The organism is Streptomyces daliensis (assembly GCF_054782395.1).
In genome coordinates, this window is the sequence record NZ_BAAGSO010000029.1 from 110,884 (window position 1) to 128,143 (window position 17,260).

13 protein-coding genes and 1 other RNA gene are annotated in these 17,260 nt (G+C 72.0%); 3 read left to right on the forward strand and 11 right to left on the reverse strand.

Going from position 1 to position 17,260, the window contains the following annotated elements; genetic code table 11:
* Positions 1-20 precede the first annotated feature (20 nt).
* The 5 genes from ACYVOO_RS06915 to ACYVOO_RS06935 form a co-directional block, all read right to left on the reverse strand.
* Positions 21-1,250 carry a uroporphyrinogen-III synthase gene (locus tag ACYVOO_RS06915; protein WP_461014729.1) on the reverse strand — a complete coding sequence of 410 codons (1,230 nt, stop codon included), beginning with the start codon at positions 1,248-1,250 and terminating at the stop codon, positions 21-23.
* A 127-nt stretch (positions 1,251-1,377) separates the two neighbouring features.
* Complete coding sequence (locus ACYVOO_RS06920) at positions 1,378-2,823, reverse strand: nitrate/nitrite transporter (RefSeq protein ID WP_461014730.1); 1,446 nt, start codon at positions 2,821-2,823, stop codon at positions 1,378-1,380.
* Positions 2,824-3,134: 311 nt separating this feature from the next.
* On the reverse strand, positions 3,135-3,632 hold the full coding sequence (locus tag ACYVOO_RS06925) for a GNAT family N-acetyltransferase (RefSeq protein WP_461014731.1): 498 nt from the start codon (positions 3,630-3,632) through the stop codon (positions 3,135-3,137).
* A gap of 10 nt (positions 3,633-3,642) precedes the next feature.
* On the reverse strand, positions 3,643-3,975 hold the full coding sequence (locus ACYVOO_RS06930) for a type II toxin-antitoxin system TacA family antitoxin (protein ID WP_461014732.1): 333 nt from the start codon (positions 3,973-3,975) through the stop codon (positions 3,643-3,645).
* A 415-nt stretch (positions 3,976-4,390) separates the two neighbouring features.
* Positions 4,391-6,007, reverse strand: coding sequence for a hypothetical protein (locus ACYVOO_RS06935; protein WP_461014733.1), 1,617 nt, complete (start codon positions 6,005-6,007; stop codon positions 4,391-4,393).
* 503 nt (positions 6,008-6,510) lie between these two features.
* On the opposite strand from ACYVOO_RS06935, the gene ACYVOO_RS06940 reads away from it, so the two are divergent.
* Both ACYVOO_RS06940 and ACYVOO_RS06945 read left to right on the forward strand, forming a co-directional pair.
* Positions 6,511-8,766 (forward strand): hypothetical protein, encoded by a 2,256-nt coding sequence (locus ACYVOO_RS06940; RefSeq protein ID WP_461014734.1) that lies wholly within the window; start codon positions 6,511-6,513, stop codon positions 8,764-8,766.
* On the forward strand, positions 8,763-10,355 hold the full coding sequence (locus ACYVOO_RS06945) for an ABC transporter substrate-binding protein (RefSeq protein WP_461014735.1): 1,593 nt from the start codon (positions 8,763-8,765) through the stop codon (positions 10,353-10,355). Before ACYVOO_RS06940 ends, ACYVOO_RS06945 begins: the two co-directional genes overlap by 4 nt.
* Positions 10,356-10,407: 52 nt before the next feature.
* Here the strand turns inward: ACYVOO_RS06945 and ACYVOO_RS06950 are convergent, their stop codons facing one another.
* Both ACYVOO_RS06950 and ACYVOO_RS06955 read right to left on the reverse strand, forming a co-directional pair.
* Positions 10,408-10,908, reverse strand: coding sequence for a DUF5949 family protein (locus ACYVOO_RS06950; protein ID WP_453348407.1), 501 nt, complete (start codon positions 10,906-10,908; stop codon positions 10,408-10,410).
* Between the two features lie 270 nt (positions 10,909-11,178).
* Complete coding sequence (locus ACYVOO_RS06955; RefSeq protein ID WP_461014736.1) at positions 11,179-12,156, reverse strand: LysR family transcriptional regulator; 978 nt, start codon at positions 12,154-12,156, stop codon at positions 11,179-11,181.
* Positions 12,157-12,241: 85 nt separating this feature from the next.
* Here ACYVOO_RS06955 and ACYVOO_RS06960 point away from each other — a divergent pair, with 85 nt between their 5' ends.
* A complete protein-coding gene (locus ACYVOO_RS06960; protein ID WP_461014737.1) occupies positions 12,242-13,681 on the forward strand; it encodes an MFS transporter in 1,440 nt (479 codons plus the stop codon).
* Here the strand turns inward: ACYVOO_RS06960 and ACYVOO_RS06965 are convergent.
* The 4 genes from ACYVOO_RS06965 to ACYVOO_RS06980 all read right to left on the reverse strand — a co-directional run bounded on the left by ACYVOO_RS06965 (position 13,663) and on the right by ACYVOO_RS06980 (position 17,102).
* Complete coding sequence (locus ACYVOO_RS06965; protein ID WP_461014738.1) at positions 13,663-14,616, reverse strand: oxygenase MpaB family protein; 954 nt, start codon at positions 14,614-14,616, stop codon at positions 13,663-13,665. The genes ACYVOO_RS06960 and ACYVOO_RS06965 overlap by 19 nt on opposite strands.
* 188 nt (positions 14,617-14,804) lie before the next feature.
* Positions 14,805-15,176, reverse strand: a transfer-messenger RNA (tmRNA) gene (ssrA, locus tag ACYVOO_RS06970).
* A 156-nt stretch (positions 15,177-15,332) separates the two neighbouring features.
* Positions 15,333-15,860 (reverse strand): SsrA-binding protein SmpB, encoded by a 528-nt coding sequence (gene smpB, locus ACYVOO_RS06975; protein ID WP_461014739.1) that lies wholly within the window; start codon positions 15,858-15,860, stop codon positions 15,333-15,335.
* A gap of 18 nt (positions 15,861-15,878) precedes the next feature.
* Entirely contained in the window at positions 15,879-17,102 is a 1,224-nt protein-coding gene (locus ACYVOO_RS06980; protein WP_461014740.1) for a S41 family peptidase, read from the reverse strand.
* Between the last annotated feature and the right edge of the window lie 158 nt (positions 17,103-17,260).

Below are 17,260 nucleotides of genomic sequence, written 5' to 3' on the forward strand. Positions count from 1 at the left end.
GACAACCAGAACCCCCCGTTTCAGCCCGAATACTTCGTAGAGGGCCCCGTCGGGTCAAGCGCCAGCCGATACCCCCGCTTCACGACCGTCTGGATCAACCGGGACTCCCCCAGCGCGGCCCGCAACCGCGCCATCGCCGTCTCCACGGCATGCTCGTCACGCCCGGCCCCCGGCAGCGCCCGCAACAGATCGGCGCGCGGAACCACCCACCCGGGCCGCCGCGCCAGCGCCCGCAGCAGGGCCATTCCGGCCGGCGGCACCGCCTTCAGCTCGCCGTCCACGACCACCGCGTGCCCCCGGATCTCGACGCGGTGCCCGGCGACGGGCAGCGCCCGCACCCGCCCAGGAAGCTCGACGCACAGCAACTGCACCAGCGGCCCCAGCCGGAACCGTTCCGGCTGTGACGTGGCCACGTCGTGCGCCTCCAGTGGCAGCGCCGTCACGGGCCCCACGCACGCGGTCAGCACGTCGTGCCGCAACGCGTCCAGCAGCGCCTCCTGGACGCCCCGCTCCTCCGCCCGCTTCAGCAGCGACGACGCGGCGGGCGCGCTGGTGAAGGTCACCGCGTCCAGTGAGCGCGCGACGACCGCGTCGATCAGCCGGTCCACGGGGCCGATGTCCTCCGGCGGCATCCACCGGTACACCGGCACCCCGACCACCTCGGCGCCCGAGGCCCGCAGCGACTCGACGAACCCGGGCAGCAGCTCCCCGTGCAGTTGGATGGCGACGCGACGCCCCTCGACGCCCTCCTCCAGGAGCCGTTCCAGCACCTCGGCCATGGACTCGGACGCCGGCGACCAGTCTTCGGTGAGCCCGGCCGCGCGGATCGCGCCGCGCACCTTGGGGCCGCGGGCGAGGAGTTCGACGCCGCCCAGCCTGTCCAGCAGCGTCTCGCCCAGCCCCCACCCCTCCGCGGCCTCGATCCAGCCGCGGAAGCCGATGGCGGTGGTCGCGACCACGACGTCGGGCGCGTGCGCGAGCAGCTCCTTGGTGGTGGACAGCAGCTCGCTGTCGTCGGCGAGCGGCACGATGCGCAGGGAGGGCGCGTGCATGACCTCGGCGCCGCGCCGCGTCAGCAGCGTTCCCAGCTCGTCGGCGCGCCGGGCCGCCGTGACGCCCACGCTGAACCCGGCCAGCGGCTTCACCCCGGTGTCCGAGGGCGCGCCCCGCGCCGCCGTGCCACTCCGCCCCGTACCGCCCCGCTCGGTACCGCCCCGTTCCGTCCCGGCGTCCCCGGATGATCCCTGCATACGCTCCATGGTTCTCGCTGCTCCGCCCCGTGGGCTCGTGATCGTACGAAGAACCGAGCCTGCCGTCGTCCCGTGACAGGCTCGGTTCGCGAGGATTTCCCCGCTGTAAAGAGGGTCCGTCGCCCCCTCACACCTCCGCAAACGCGGGTTCCCGCTCCTCGCCCCTTCCCGGTCCGGCCTCGGCGCCGCCCTGTCCCGTTCCAGCCGCAGGATCATGGCCGGTTCCGTCCCCCTCGCCCCCGGCCACCGGAACCGTCGACGGGCGGCGGCGCAGGTATACGGCCCAGGTGACTCCGAAACACGCGGCGTAGAAGGCGAGGAAGCAGAGGAAGGCTGCCGTCCCCGTGCCCCCGGTCTCGAAGGACTGGCGGAAGGCGAGGTTGATGGCGAGCCCGCCCAGCGCCCCGACGGCGCCGATCAGGCCCATCGCCGCACCGGACAGGCGCCGCCCGTAGGCCGAGGCGTCCTCGTCGCCCATGCCGCGCGCCACGGCCTTGGCCCGGAAGATGCCCGGGATCATCTTGTAGGTGGACCCGTTGCCCAGCCCGCTCAGCACGAACAGTGCCGTGAAACCTACGAGGAAGACCGGCAGCGACTCCATGACGGAGGCCACGACCACCAGCAGCGTCGCCGCCGCCATGGCCGCGAAGTTCCACAGCGTGATGCGAGCGCCGCCGTGCCGGTCGGCGAGGCGCCCGCCGACGGGCCGTACGAGCGAGCCGAGCAGCGGCCCGAGGAAGGTCAGCGAGGCCGCCTGGAGCGGGGTGCGGCCGAACTGGGTCTGGAGTACGAGCCCGAACGCGAAGCTGTAGCCGATGAACGAGCCGAACGTGCCGACGTACAGGAACGACATGATCCACGTGTGCGCGTCCCGCACGGCCTCCTTGGCCGCGCCGGTGTCGTTCCGTACGGGCGCCAGGTTGTCCATCCGCAGCGCGGAGCAGAGCGCGGCCGCGACGATGAGCGGGATGTAGATGCCGAGGACGATCCGCGGGTGCCCGGCCCCCGCGATCCCGATCACGGCGAGCCCGACGAGCTGCACCACCGGCACGCCGATGTTGCCGCCGCCCGCGTTCATGCCCAGCGCCCACCCCTTCTCGCGCAGCGGGAAGAAGGAGTTGATGTTGGTCATGGAGGAGGCGAAGTTGCCGCCGCCGATGCCGGTGAGCATGGCCACGACCATGAACGTCGTGTACGAGGTGCCCGGCTCCATCACGACGAACGCGGCCACCGTGGGCAGCAGCAGGAACATCGCGCTGATGACCGTCCAGTTGCGGCCACCGAAGCGGGCGACGGCGAAGGTGTACGGGACGCGGACGACGGCGCCGACCAGCGTCGCCATCGAGATCAGGAAGAACTTCCCGGCCGGGTCCACGCCGTACTCGGGCCCCATGAAGAGCACCATGACCGACCACAGGGTCCACACCGAGAACCCGATGTGCTCCGACAGCACGGAGAAGAGCAGATTGCGCCGTGCGACGCGCCTGCCCCCCTCGCGCCAGAACGTCTCGTCCTCCGGATCCCAGTGCTCGATCCAGCGGCCCCTTTTACGCGCGGTGGTCGGGGCGGTCATGGTGCCTCCACGTGTCGTCTCCGGTGTTCCGGTGTCCGGTGTCTCCAGTCGACGCTAGGGACGACGCGTTTCGGCCTTGTGCCGCGAGGTGACGTGGACGAAACCTTGCTCTCACCCGGGAGCACCGGGGACGGTGAGCGGCTGCGCGAACGCACAGACCTCCCCGGGCTCCGACGAACTGGCATGGCTCAAGCGGCTTGTGCGTTGCCGCTCGGGCGGTAACAACCGCGCTTGAGATGGTCACGTCTTCCGCCATACCGCAACATAGGGGCGCCGACCTTGAGGTCGGCGCCCCTATGTACTCAGAGCCGCTAGCCAAGCGACAAGCTGCGCTCAATATCGCTGATCTTCCTGTACATCCGCATGTCCCCCGGAATGCGCTTGAAGCCGTACCGGTCATAGAACGCGGCAGCTTCCTCATCGAGGGCATCGACGATGACGAATCGAGCTGCTACCCGTTGAACCGCAGCAACGACTTGGCCCATGGCATCGGCGAGGAGTACGCCACCTAGGCCTTGACCTTGTAGCGTCTTGTCGATCGCCAGTCGAGCCAATAACACAGCCGGCATCTGTTCCGGGGACCCCCGGCCCAGCTTCGGTGGCAGCGCTTGCTTCTCCACCACATGCCCCGCCAACGAGTAGTAGGCGGCCACATGAGGGTCGCTCGGAGCACACCACACGAACGTGCTCGCCGTTCTGTTGCTCTGACAGTGTCTCGCTGAGTTCATCAGCCAGTCGTTCAGCGTGACCTTCCCACAGTCGAAGGACTCCAGGATATGCCGGTCACTGAGCGATTCCGATTCGTACACGAACTCGGCCCTATACCTTCCTGATGATCTCCCGGGCCCGGGCAGCCGCCTTAGACAAAGCGGCATTCGCCTCGTACGGCTCATTCAACGAAGCCACCATGGCTTCGTAGAAATCAGGCGGGACGACCGTCACCTGCTCGCGACGCAACACATCTTGCGCTGCCTGCCTTACGGCCTGCAACACGAAACCGGTGGTTGTTGCGTTACTGGTCTGTGCGGCCCGCTCGATCAACTTCTTATCTTCTTCTGGAATGCGGATCTCAAGTCGGGTTGTACTGGTGCGGGCGCTTTCCTTGCGGCGGGTGGCCTGTTCCTTGGTCTTCAGTTCCTGTGTCTCGCGCATTGAAAGGGGTCTCCATCTAGCGAGCCCCGCTGAAGGGAAGGTGGTAAATCCTCACTTCACTGGCATGCGGGCGGGGCTCGCCCCTAGAGGCGGCTCTTCGCTCCGGCCAAGGCGAGAAGAGCCACTCGGTTGGTGTACGTACAATGTACGTACACCAACCGGCACTGTCAAGCGGCCACTCACCCAGCAGGCAGCAAGAGGCGTTGTCAAACGTTCGTTGGATCAGCCCTCCCGCCGAGCGACATCCCTGGTCAAAGCGCAGATGTGCTGACCATGGCCAAGCCGACCGGGGGGCAAGAGCAGGGGCCAAACGAAGCAGCCACACCAAGACCGCATCGGATGTCAATGGACAGTCATGGAGTCAAAGGAGCACGTCACAGGCCCAACAGCAGGGTCACGAGGGCTCTGATCGCGTTCACCGCGTACGCGTCCCGGCCCCAGGCCCCGGACTGACCGCGAACGCCCCGAGGTTCGCGGAGACCACCTCGGGCCCGCCCCCGTTCTGGTCGCGTGCCGCCGTCAGGACGTCGACGTGTTCGTAGCCCTCCGCGATGACCGGGTTCAGTTCCTCGGGCGGGTCCTGGGACAGGATGCCGTTTCCGGCGAGGAGGGTGCTCGTCGGGTTGGCCGTGATGCCGTCCGGGTGCTTCACGAAGCGGGCGATCTGGGGGTCGGTTCTCTGGGAGACGTCCGTCGCCAGCTTGGTCGGGAAGTAGTCCTCCGTGAAGCCGAGCGGGTAGCCGGAGAGGCTGCGGGCCAGGTCGGCGATGTCGGTGACCTCTTCGCCGGGGTTCGTCCAGCGCGCGTCGGACGCGTCGATGTCGTCGTGGGTGGCCCAGGTGTAGAGGGGGCCGTCCGGCTCGTCGGGGATCGCCTTCGGCCGTACGCCGAAGACCGGGGACGCCTCGTCGTTCGAGCCGGGGAACTCCTTGTCCACGATCCGCCCGCCCTCCGGGCTGCGGTAGAGGCCGAAGCTCATCTGGATGAAGGCGAGCGGGGCCGCGTTGTCGTCCATGAAGCCGCCGAGGACCGCGTTGTTGGTCTGCCGGAAGTCCCGTACGGACGGCGTACCCGTCAGGAACGTGCCCGCGTCCTTGGAGAACATGAAGCGCGAGGTGAGGTTCAGGTTCGCGTTGTCGGGGACCGAGGTGAGCAGCGTGGACTCGCCCTCCGGTTCGAGTGCGGAGGCGAGGCCGCCGATGGCGAGCAGGTTCATCGTCTCGGCGTTGATGACGGCGGGCGCCCCGATCGCGCGCGGGATGAGCCCGCTGCGCAGGCCCGCCTGGGTGGCGAGGTAGCCGAGCCCCGGGTTGGGCAGCAGGTCGTCCAGCCCGGTGGAAGCGGGCGTGCCCTCGGTCGGCAGGAGGGACGCGTCGCCGCCGCGTGAGGTGCTGACGACGGTGTCGAGCGCGAAGTAGCCGCCGCACTGGCGGTAGCCGGGGTGACCGTCGAAGTCCCAGGTGGCGAAGTAGCCGGTGAGCAGCCCGCCCAGCGAGTGCCCGCCGCACAGCACCTTCTCGCGGCGCAGTTCCTCGCCGGGCAGCTCGGCCCTCATCAGGTCGTACTGGTCGCGCACCGTCTGCTCCAGGCCGACGTTCTCCAGCCAGCGGACCTGGTCGTTCCCGAGGAAGCCGTCGAAGGTCCGGCCTCCGATCTCTTCGCCGCCGTAGTAGTAGCCGACGGTTCTGTCCACGTCGTGCGCCGCCGCGCCCGCCGCGATGCCGGTGCGGTCCTCCAGGCAGTTGGAGCGCCGGTCGAGCGCCCAGAACTCGACGCTGCTCCCCTTCGCCTTCGCCGCGCGCACCGTGTTGCGGGCGACGGTGCTGAAGGCCGCCGCGCCTTCGAGGATGCCGGGCTGGGCGATGAGGACGCGGTCCGCCTCGCGGGAGTCGGCGGGGCCCTCGGCGTCGCGGAAGCGGAGGTAGGAGAGGTGGTCGCAGGCGGCGGGGTGCGGGCCTGCGGACGCGGGGAGCGGCACCCGTACCCGTACGACCGACTCCGCGACGGCCGGGTCGGGCGTGCTCGTGTGCACGGGGGTCTCGGTGCGCGGGGCGGCAGACGCGGCGGCCGCTTCCGTTGCGGCGCCCGGATCCGTCGCGGCCGTCGCGCTCGCGCTCGGGGGCGCCGTCGCGGGAAGGGCGCAGAGCACGGCCACTCCCGCGAGCCCGGCGCTTCTCGGGCGGGGCCTGCTTCCCGGGCTTCTCGGACTCCTCGTGCTCGTACGGCGTACACGCATGGGCTGTACCTCCTCGCCGGGGCACTACGGCTGACGGGCCGCCAGGTGCGGGTGCGGGTCCGCAGCGGAAAGTAGCGAGGGGGCAGGGGCGTGCCAATGCAGGTGATGGATGAACGGCGCGTTCCGGGTTGGCAGCACGGCACAACGCCGCGCCGCCGGTGGCTGCCGGAGGGCCGCCCGCCGCTTTCTCACCCTCCGTTCCGTCGCACCAAACCCCCTGTAATCAGCGGCAGTTGAGATCTATTCTTCAGTGTTCGAACTCTGCACGGATGCGTCCTTCGGCAGTGACGGGGAGAGTCTTGGACGAGCATCTGTACGGCCTTGAGGACCTGCTCGACGAGTTCGTCCCCGGCCTGGTCGGCATGAAGCGCGGCACACGGGGACGGGCGGGATTCACGTATCCGCGCGGTGCGCCCGTCGTGCAGGTCGTCGGCGCGCGCGGCAGCGGCAAGAGCGCGCTGCTGCACGTCCTGGAGCGCTCCTACGACGACCGGCTGCCGCTCGCCTGCAAGGACCTGGCGGCACTGGAACCGGCCGACACCGGCACCAGCACCGGCACCGGCACCGGCACCGAGGGCGACGCCAACGCCTCCCCCGTCGTCCTGCTCCTCCACGGCCTCGCCCACGAACTCGACTCGCCGGGCTCCCGTCACCACTCCCTCAAGTTCCCCCGCCTCTCCCTCGGCCTCCTCGTCGTGACGGCCTGGCACCCGCTCGACGCGGAGGGGAACCCGCGTCAGCAGGTCAGGCAGTCCGGGCTGGCCGAGGCGGAGGCGGACCTGCGGCGGCTCGTCGCCGACGAAGCCAGCGAGCACCGCATCAAGGCCGCGTTCGAGACCTGGCTCGGCGTGCTGGAGCCGCTGCTGCCGAGCGTCTTCGCCGGGCTGCCGGTGCTGGGCTCGGCCGCCGAGGCCGGTTCGCGCGCCGCGCGGCACCTCCTGCTCAGGCGCCGCCCCGACAAGGCGGCCCTCGCATGGTGGAACTGGAACCTGCGGGACAGACGCGGCGACCCCCTCAGACGCCTGTTCCGCTTCGTCCTCGACCTCCAGGCCAGCGGCGACCGCACGACGGCCGAGAACCTGCTGACGGCGGCCTTCCTCGCGGACATCAACGCCGCCTACGGACGCGCCATGATCTTCGACCGCGCTCCCCCGCCGCTCATCCTCCTCGACAACCTCCACACAGCGCTCGGCCGACGCTTCCTCGACGCGCTGCTGCGCGCGTACGACACGGCGTACGACGCGCCGGGGCCCGAACGCCCGCCCGTCAGACCCGTCGTCGTCGGCACCGCGCTCGGCGGGGGCGACGGGCATGGCGGGGGTGACGGGCTGCCCAGCACCCTTGAGGTGACCGCGCCCGATCTGTGGGAGGACACGGGCGACGGGTCGCCGGCGCGCTGGCTGCTGCGCCTGCGCATCCCCCCGCTCGACCAGGCCAAGGTCAGCGACATGCTGCCCGCCGTCGACCGCGCGCGCCGCCCCCTCCCCGGCGCCGTGACCCGGCTCAGCGCCGGGCGCGCCTACAGCGCCCACGTCCTCGTCGAGGCCGCCGAGGACCACCTCGGGCACCACCGGGCGCTGCGGCCCGAGGCCCTGCTCACCCTCCCCGCCCGGGGACACGGCCCCGGCACGACGGTGGCGGCCCACCTGCTGGAGCACCTCGTCCCGGACCCGGGGCTGCGCGAGCGGCTGCCCCTGTACGCCCTCGCCCTGGACCCGGAGTGCGCCGCGCGCCTGTGGGAGGTGGCGCACCCCGAGGACGGCGCGGAGGAGACGGCGGTGCTCCTCGCTGCGGCGGCCGAGTACGTGGGCCAAGCGCACTGGCACCACAGCCCCTGGCCGGGCAGCGGCGCCGACGTGCCCTTCGTACGGGACCTGGCACTGCGCGAACTGCTGCTCCACACCCTGACCGTGACCTGCGACGACGGGATGTGGGCCAGGCTGCACCGGCGCGCACGCGCCGGGTACGACCCGCTGGGCCGCAGCCCGTACGCGCCCGAGCAGGACAGCCGCTATCTGCACCACACGCTCGCGCTGGGCCTGACGGGCAGCGTCGTCGCCTGGCTGCACCACCGCTTCACCCAGCGGCGGGCGCGGGACTGGCTCGCGGACCTCCAGTTCGTGTGCGCCGCGCCGCGCCCGCGTGAGGGCTACGTGCCGCCCTCGCCCGAGGCGTCGGGCGAGCCCCCGCCCTGCGCGGCCTGCGCGACGGGCGGCGGCAGCCCCGGAAGCCCCAGCGGTCCAGGCGGCCCCGGAGGCGGGGCCACACACGACCCGCTGACCGCGCACAACGCGATAGCCGACCTCGTCGACGTGCTGTGGCGCCTGTCCTCGCTCGCCGCCGAGCCGACCCAGGGCGAACTGGGCCGGATCACCTCGGCGCTGGCCTCGCTGCGTTACGGGGGCTACGGGGGCAGCGGCGGCGGCCCGCGCCCCGGCCGCTACGGCGAGGGCGGCGGGCTCGCCTTCCCCGACGTGGCCGGACGGTGGACGCGAGCGCTCCGGGACGGGGCACGCGTCCCCGGCCTGCCGATACCAGGAGGGGAAGACGCATGAGCCCGAACCGGATGCGGGTGTCGCTCAGGGACGCGGTGGACCGGGCCAGGGACTGGGGCAGGCTGCGGAAGCTGCTGGCCGCGGCGCTGCTCGTCGCCGTGCTGGGCGCGGGCGGCTGGGCGCTGTGGACGTACTTCGGGCCCGACCCCTCCTGCGGCCCCGGCGTCGAGAAGCGCGGCGAGGACGAGGAGTGCACCGGGGTCACCGATGGCAGCGGCGGGGTCTCCTTCACCGACGAGCTGGAGCCGGTGATGCGGGCCATCGCGCGGGAGAACGAGCGGATCGCGGACAAGGAGCACGCCACCGTCGCGATCATGGTGCCCGTCTCCACGACCGACCCCGTCGTCAAGAAGCAGATCAGACGCGAGGTCCAGGGCGCCTACCTGGCGCAGTACCGCGCCAACCACAGGTCCAACGCGCAGTCGCCGCCCATCCGCCTCGTCCTGGCCAACCCGGGACACGACAGCGCCCACTGGCGCCCCGTCGCCGACCAGCTCGTGGCCATGGCGCACGACGGGCACAACCTGCGCGCCGTCACGGGCTTCGACCTGAGCGTGCGGCGCACCCAGGACACGATCGACTATCTGACGAACGAGAAGGGCATCCCCGTCGTCGGCGGCCCGATCACGGCCGACAACCTCGCCAACACGGCGAAGGAGCCCGACCGCTACCGGGGCCTGGCCCGCGTCGTGCCCACCAACAGCGACCAGGCCAAGGCGCTGGCCAACTTCAACAAGGGCATCAAGGCGTCCAGGACCCTCCTCGTCGAGGACAGGCGCGAGGACGACAACTACGTCCAGACGCTGAAGCAGGCGTTCCAGGAGCAGACGAGGAACGCGCCGCAGATCCCGATGCAGTACGAGTCCCCGGCGGACATGAACGACGAGGGCCGCCTGCCCAACGACTTCTCCCGCATGGTCAACAACATCTGCGACTCCGACGCCGAGGTCATCTACTTCGCCGGGCGCCCCGTGCATCTGCGCCTGTTCGTCAACGCGCTGGGCGGGCGGGGCTGCGACAAGAAGACGTACAAGGTCGTCACAGGGTCCGGCGCCTCGACGCTGGCCACGGACAGCGAGCTGAACTGGGACGCGCTGGCCCCGAAGGGCGGCATCACGGTGGAGTACGCCTCCGTCGCGCACCCTGACGCGTGGAGCGACAAGAGGGCACCGGATACGGGCGGTTCGCGCGAGGCCGTCGAGGAGCTGGAGGACCTGGCGCGGACGGTGGAGACGGACGGGTCCGCCGGGCCCGTAGGCCCCGTCGAGCTGGACGACTCGCGGACGATCTCCGCATACGACTCGGCGTGGACGGCCATCACGGCCATCCGCAACCAGACGGGCCAGAAGACGCCGATGCCGAGCACGGACGACGTGCGGCGGGCGTGGCTGAACCTGCGCGGCAGCCAGAAGGTGGTGGGCGCGAGCGGCTGGATCTGCCTGGACAACGCGGGCAACCCGTACAACAAGGCCGTCGCCGTCGTCCATCTGAACCCCTCGGGCCCGAAGATCGACTTCGTGGGTCTCGCCTGGCCGGAGAACAAGCCCCCGGACGAGCACTGCACCGCGCCCAACAAGCCGGGCGAGTGAGCGGACCGGCGGTCGGGGCCCGTCCGGACCCCGACCGGCCCCGCCCGGCCGCTCAGCCCTGGAGGCCGCTCACAGGGAGGACGCAGTGCGCGGAGCTGGCGAGCATGTCCTCGTCCACGAAGGACTTCAGCGCCTCCTCGCTGACGGGCCTGCCGGGCTTGGCCTCCGGCCAGGGGCGCGTGGCGATCATGAAATAGACCTGCTTGCGCTTGTCGGCCGCCGCCACCCACTCGGGCGGGGCCGGGTACTGCGTGGTCATGTGCGGCATCGTCAGCACCGCCTGGCCGCCCTGGACGATGAGCTTCAGCGGCAGCCGGTTCACCTGGGAGCTGTCCGGCATCACCCCGCCGACCGTCAGCCCCGCGTCCCCGATCAGCCGCCGCGCCGCGGCCTCGGCGACCTCGGGACCGTCCCTGCCGTCCCCGAGGGAATAGGCCAGGAGGAACGGCATGTCCTCGTTGTCCTCGGGGTGCGCTCCGGTCCAGCCGATCACCGTGAGCGTGCCGAACTGGCTGTGCTGGAATTGGCCCGTGTCGGGCGGCGTTGCGGTCATGCGCGACACCCTAATGGCATCGTGTGACGGCTCGTAAGCGAACCGTGACCGGCCCGGCCGCCTCGCGCAGCCGCACGCCCGTACGTCAACCACGCGCCTCAGCAGCGGTTTTCACGGCGTACGGGGAGGCGGCGCCCGCCCGTCGAGGGGCGGGAGCGGGCCCGCGCCGGACGGGACACGTCACCGTTTCGATGGACGCGGAAGCCCGCGCGCGACCGGACCCCGGCACGCGCTCCCCCACGCCCCACACCCCCGCGCCGGGGCGTCCCCTCAGCGCGCCACCGCGAGATCGGCCTCGGGCAGCCACGCGCCGGACGGGCGCGCCAGCCACCCGCCCTCGTCGCCCAGTTCGCGCGCGGCCCCCTCCAGCGCGTCCAGCCCCGGATGGCGCAGCCCGCGCCGCCACACCATCGAGACCGGCGAGAGCGGCACCGGCGCGACGAGGGGCCGCAGCACCATGCCGGGCACCCCGATGAACACCTCGCTGGCCAGCACGGACCAGCCCCGCTTCCGTACGACCCGCGCGAACTCCGCCTCACCGTCGATCTTCGGGAAGGGCGGCGCGAGGCCGATGCCGCGCCCCGCGAAGAGGGCACGCGCGTAGTCCGTCCACTCGGCCGTGCCGTCGTTGCCCGCGCCCGCGTACAGGGTCTCCCCGGCCAGCGCGGCGAGCGGCACCTCGGCCGCGCCCGCGAGCGCGTGCTCCTCGGGGAGCAGCACCGCGACCCGCTCGTAGCGCACCAGCCGGTGCCCGAGCCCGGCCCGTACGGACGCGTCCAGGCCCGCGAAGCGGCCGAAGGAGACGTCGAGCCGCCCGGCCGCGAGATCGGCCGCCGCGGCCGTCAGACCCGAGTGGTAACGGGCGACGAACTCGACGCCGGGCGCCCGCGTACGCGCCAGGTCCAGCACCCGCTGCCCCGTGCTGACGGGCGCGGCGGCGTCCACGGCCAGCGGGCGGTCGGCGAACGGGCCGGACGAGCCGAACGGGCCCAGAGCCGCGCCGAGTTCGCCGTACGCCTCCAGGACGCGCCGCGCGTACGGCAGCAGCCGCTCGCCGTCCCGGGTGAGCGCGACGTGGCGGGTCGTGCGCAGGAACAGCGTCGCCCCCGTCTCCCGCTCCAGCCGCCGTATGTCGCGGCTGAGCGCCTGCTGGGCTACGTACAGGCGTGCGGCGGCACGCGTGAAGTGCAGTTCGTCCGCGACGGCCACGAAGGCGCGCAGGAGGCGGGGGTCGATGTCGCGGCTCACTCCTCGGAGATTAACAACGGTCGCGCGTCAATGGTGTGGCAATCGGTGTTGGACCGAGGGGCGGCGGCGCCACGACGCTTGTTCCATGCCGAAAACCCCCCAAGGGCCCGCTCAGCGGCCCAGGTTCCGCCCTGTCCGCTTCGCAGCGCCCGTCCCCGTGCCCCGGGGCGACGGGCAGAAGACGCGGTTCGCCGTCAACGGCCACACGCTCGTCACCGTGGACCACCCGCCGTCCACCGAGCCGTCCGGCGAACCGCCGCCGAAAACCCCGCCCCCGCGACGCCGCCCCGCCTGGGCCGCGCCCTACGCGCGCCTCTTCGCTCCGCCCGGCGCGGTCGCCTTCACCCTGGGCAACCTCCTCGCGCGGCTCCCCATGGGCATGTTCACCGTGTCCGCCGTGATCATGATCGTGGCGACGCGTGACTCGTACGCGCTCGCCGGGGCCGTCACCGCCACCGGGCTGGCCACCACCGCCGTCGTCGCCCCTCTGACGGCCCGGCTCGTGGACCGGTACGGCCAGGCCAGGATCGCCGTGCCCGCCGCAGCGCTCGCCGCGTGCGGCTCGCTGAGCCTGGTCGCGTGCGTGCGGTACGGGGCCCCCGACTGGGCCCTGTTCGCCTCGTACGCCGCGACCGCCACCACCCCCAACACCGGCGGCATGTCCCGCGCGCGCTGGGCCCATCTGCACAGGGGCGACGCGGCGGCCCGGCACACCGGCAACTCCTTCGAACAAGCCGCCGACGAGCTGTGCTTCATGACGGGCCCCGTGCTCGCCGCCTTCCTGTGCACCGCGCTCTTTCCCGAGGCCGGAACCCTGACCGGCGTCGCGCTGCTGCTGACGGGGACGCTGATCTTCGCGGCGCAGCGCCGCACCGAGCCGCCCGTGGTCCACGCGGAAACGGGACCCCGTCGCGCACCCCTGCCCCTGCGCCTGCCCACGCTGCTGCCGCTGCTGGTCACCTTCCTCGCGACGGGCGCGGTCTTCGGCTCGCTGGAGGTGGTCACGCTCGCCTACGCGGACGCCTCGGGCCACCGGGCCGCGGGCGGCGCGGTACTGGCGCTCCAGGCCCTCGGCTCGGGCGTCGCGGGGCTCGTCCTCGGCACGCTCCCCCCTCGCGGCTCCCTCCCCCGGCGGCTGCTCGTGTGCGTCGGCGCCATGTCGGCCCTGATGACGCTGCCCCTGCTGGCGGCGTCCGCCACGGGAAGCCTCGTCGTCCTCGGCGCCGCGCTGCTGGTCGCGGGCATGGCGACGGCTCCGACGATGGTCACGGGAATGACCGTGGTGCAGCGCGTGGTGCCTGCGGCACGGCTGAACGAGGGCATGACGCTGGCCGTGACCGCGCTGCTCAGCGGCATCGCGGCGGGTTCGGCGCTGGGCGGCTGGGCGGCCGAGCACGCGCCGGGCGACGGCGCCGTGGCGTACGCGGTCCCGGTGGCCGCCGCGCTCACCGCGACGGCGGTGACGGCGCTGACGTCCCCATGGCGCACCCCGCGCCCCGCGCGCCGTCACACGCGGGGCGAGTAGTGCTGCGGCCAGTCCCGCTCCTCGGGCAGCGGCAGGTTCCGCGCCGGGGTCTCCACGGCCGGGGCGCCCGCAGCGTGCAGCCCCGCCTCGCGCTCCCAGCCCGCACGGGCGCGCGGGTGGAAGCGCCGCGAGCGCGGCACCAGCTTCCACGCGTGGTGGACCAGCTTCCCGAAGCGCCGCAGCCGCCGCTCGTCGCGCACCGTCCAGCGGTAGCCGAGCCGTTCGCGCACGGCGGGCGGGAACAGTCCGACGGTGTACCAGAGCGTGAACCGCGCCTGCGGCCCGCGCAGCAGCCGCCACACCACGTCGGGCATCCGGCGCAGCGCCGGGGGCTTGGCGATGTAGCGCACGTCGAGCACGTCGCGCGTCGCCTTGTTGTCCTCCAGCACCTCGCGGGCCATGCGCTCCCAGTACGCCTGGAACGCCTCCCAGTCGCGCGGCACGGGCCGCATGCTCATCCCGTACATCCGCCACCAGCGCACGTGCTCCTCGAACAACTGCCGCTTCTGCGCCTCGGAGAGGCCGGGCCCGAAGCGGTCGGCGACGAGCACCGTCAGCATGAAGAACGTGGAGTGCGCCCAGTAGAACGTGTCGGGGTCGAGCGCGTGGTACGGGCGGCCGTGCCGGTCCACACCCTTGATCGTGTGGTGGTAGCCGCGCACCTCGCGGGCCGTCCGCGCGGCGCGGGGGCCGTCGTAGACGACGCCCCCGATCGGGTAGAGCGAGCGGAAGAGCCGCTCCCAGCGCTCCTCGAAGAAGCGCGAGTGCTCCTCGACCCCGGCGCCCAGGCCCGGGTGCATGTTCTGCATCGCGCCCGCCCAGGGCGCGAGGAGGACGCCGCGCCAGTCCCCGAAGAACCGCCAGGTGAGCGTCTCGGGCCCCAGCGGCTCGGGCTCGGCACCCTGTTCCGGTTCTTCCGGTTCGCGTGACGGCATGGCACCCGCACCTCTCGTCTCGCCTCGCTCTCGCCCTCGCACACACGCACGGTGGCCTCCCCGCTCCCTTCCCACGACGGGGGACCACAACACGAAGGCCGTGACCGCTGGTAAGCGATCACGGCCTGGGTGCCATGGGGTGAGCGAACGTCGAGGATGGCGTGTGCAGGCACACACCGTCCTCGAACTCGTGGAGATGGCGGGAATCGAACCCGCGTCCAACGAAGTGGAAGGAGGGCTTCTCCGAGCGCAGTCCGCTGCGATTTTCTCGGCCCCGGAGATCTCGCGGACAAGTCTCCGACGGGCCCAGTCACTGTGAGATGTCCCGGCAGGCCCCGTGACCGGGCCTACGCGGTGAAGTTCCCTAGCTGATGCCAGGATCCGGGTCGGGAACGCACCCGGGCTGACACTTCATGCTTGCTGCTTAGGCAGCAAGCGCGAAGGAATCGCGCTTCTGATTGGCGATTATTTTTTTGCGGCAGATGGTTAACGAGATCATTGCCGCGTTCCTCGGCTCGCTTCCCCTGCTTCGACGTTCGCTGTCGAAACCGATCATCCCCATGTTGAGTTAACAAACAGCACACCCTCGCGGGCGGCTCTGTGACCATGGTACGGGACCCGGCCACGCCTAGGCCAACCTTTTACCGGTCCGGCCTATTCCCAAGCCGCTGACCTGGGCAAACCGGCCACTTCGGACCGCCCGGACGCCGGGCCCGTCACCCCTCCGCGACCCGCTGCCGCCGCTTGACCGCCGAGATCGCGCGGTCCGTCTCGCGGCGGTCCTGCTTCTCGCGGAGCGTCTGCCGCTTGTCGTACTCCTTCTTGCCCTTGGCGAGGGCGATCTCGACCTTCGCCCGCCCCCGGTAGAAGTAGAGCTGGAGCGGCACCAGGGTGTGGCCCGTCTCCTGCGTCTTGCCGACCAGCTTATCGATCTCGGAACGGTGCAGCAGCAGCTTCCGCTTGCGGCGTGCCGCGTGGTTCGTCCACGTGCCCTGCGCGTATTCCGGAATGTGCACGTTGTGCAGCCAGACCTCACCCCCGTCGATCTGCGCGAACCCGTCCACCAGGGAGGCGCGGCCCTGACGCAGCGACTTCACCTCGGTACCGGTGAGCACGATGCCGCACTCATAGGTGTCGAGGATGACGTAGTCGTGCCGGGCGCGCTTGTTCTGCGCGATGAGCTTGCGCGTGTCCTTCTCGTCCTTGGCCTTCGCCTTCGACCTGACGGTCTTCATCTTCGCCATAGCCAGGCCATTGTTCCACTACGACCGGGTGGCGAGGCCACTCAATACTGTGCGGGCCCGCTCCGTGGCCTCCCGGTCCGAGCCGCCCTCGACCGTCAGATCGGGGGTGATGCCCGCGCCCTCGACCTCGCGGCCCGACGGGGTGGTGTAGTGCCCGACGGTCATCTCGGCGACGGAGCCGTCCGGCAGCTTGCTCGGCACCTGGACCGAGCCCTTGCCGAACGTGCGGGAGCCGACCACCACGGCCCGCCCCCGGTCCTGGAGCGCGCCGGTCAGCAGCTCGGCCGCGCTCATCGTGCCGCCGTCGACGAGGACCACGAGCGGGCGGTCGGCGTCGCCGCCGCGCTCGGCGTACAGGGCGCGCTGCGCGCCGTGCTCGCCGTAGGTGGCGACGAGGCCGCCGTCCAGGAAGGCGGAGGCCGCCGAGACGGCCTCGGTGACCAGGCCGCCGGAGTTGCCGCGCAGGTCGAGGAGTATCCCGGAGCCCCGCGGCACCTCGTCCTCGACGGCCTCGCGCACCTGCTCGCCGGAGTCCTTCGTGAAGGAGGAGACCTGGATCCGGGTGGCGCCGGGGCCGAGCTGGTCGACGTCGACCGCGTCCGCGGTGAGCCTGGTGCGCCGCAGCGTCTCGGTCCACCGCTCGCCATCGCGGCTCAGCCCGACGGTGACGGTGCTGCCCGCGCCGCTCGAAGCGGCGGGGACGGAGGCGGCTGGCGCGGACGCGTGCCGGGCCACGGACGCCGCCGCCGGTGCCGCCGGTGCCGTCGCCGAGGAGTCGGAGGGGGCGAAGGAGGAGCGTGAGGTGGAAGAGGAGGGGGAGGCGGTCGCCGGGTCGGGCCCGGAGCCGCGCAGCAGGGAGACCACCTCGGTGACGGGGCGGCCCGTCACGTCCTCGCCGTCGATGGAGCGCAGCCGGTCGCCCGCGCGGATTCCGGCCTTGTCGGCGGGGCTGCCGGGCTGCACCCGGTGCACGTCCACTTCCGGGGCGCCGTGTGCGCCGCTCTCCTGGCGGACGGAGATGCCGACGCCCACGTACTCGCCGTCCAGGGTGCGCCGCAGGCCCTCGTACTCGCGCGCCGTGTAGGAGGAGGACCAGCGGTCGCCGCTGCGGCTGACCAGCTCGTCGGCCTCCTCGGAGCCTTCCGCTTCCGCGCCGCGCCCGCGTCCCGTGTCGTCCTGGGGGCCGGAGCCGGGCCCCGTGTTCTTGGCGTCGCCGCCGCTTCCGTCCAAGTGCGCGTTCACGGGGTGGCGGCCGGCCGAGCCGTCTGCGGCGCCCGCGAGGCTGCGTGCCTCGTCGCCCCAGGATCCGGTGGCCGCGCCCGTCCCCAGGACGCTCGCGAAAACCAGTGTCAGTGCGGCTCCGCGGCGGAGACGCCTGGAAGTCCCCCGGCCGGAATCAG